This is a genomic window from Microbacterium sp. ZW T5_45 (assembly GCF_044987415.1).
Classification (GTDB): domain Bacteria; phylum Actinomycetota; class Actinomycetes; order Actinomycetales; family Microbacteriaceae; genus Microbacterium.
On record NZ_JBJDRJ010000098.1, the window covers coordinates 1 to 510 of the forward strand.

Consider the following 510-nt stretch of genomic DNA (forward strand, 5'->3'; position numbering starts at 1 on the left):
TTTCTCCGACGTGCAAGTCAGGCGTGGTGGCGAGCGCCGCGATCAGTGCCGACAAGCCATTCAGCGTTACATCGTGTCCGATAAAGGGTTCTCCCTTCTTGGTGAGACGATAGCTTGCTGAGGGCTGCCGATTGAACCAGCCGGGCCGCAGAATGGTGTAGTCCAGACCGGATTCCTGGATGATGGCTGCGGAGTCACGGTAGGGATCAAGCGCGCTGCGATAGGTCTCGCCGGGCACTTCGCCATAGATGCCCATGGAACTGATAAAGATCAGCCGCTTGAGACCCGTTTCCCGCATAGCGTCGACAATGGCATGGGCCTGTCGTGCCATGTCACCGGCGAGATTGGCATAGACCACGTCCTGCCCCTGCATGGCGGCCTTGAGTGTGGGCGCGTCAAGGACATCCCCTTCGACGATCCGAACCCGCGCCGAGTCTGGGTTGGCCAGTCGGCTGGCACGGCGCAGGAACAAAGTGAGTTCCGCGCCAGCCTTGAGCAATACGGGCGTCG

At 61.0% G+C, this 510-nt stretch carries 1 protein-coding gene; it reads right to left on the reverse strand.

Annotation, left to right across the window (positions count from 1 at the left end):
- On the reverse strand, positions 1-510 hold a 510-nt coding region (locus ACI3KS_RS19675; protein WP_404920227.1), incomplete at both ends, for an NAD(P)H-binding protein.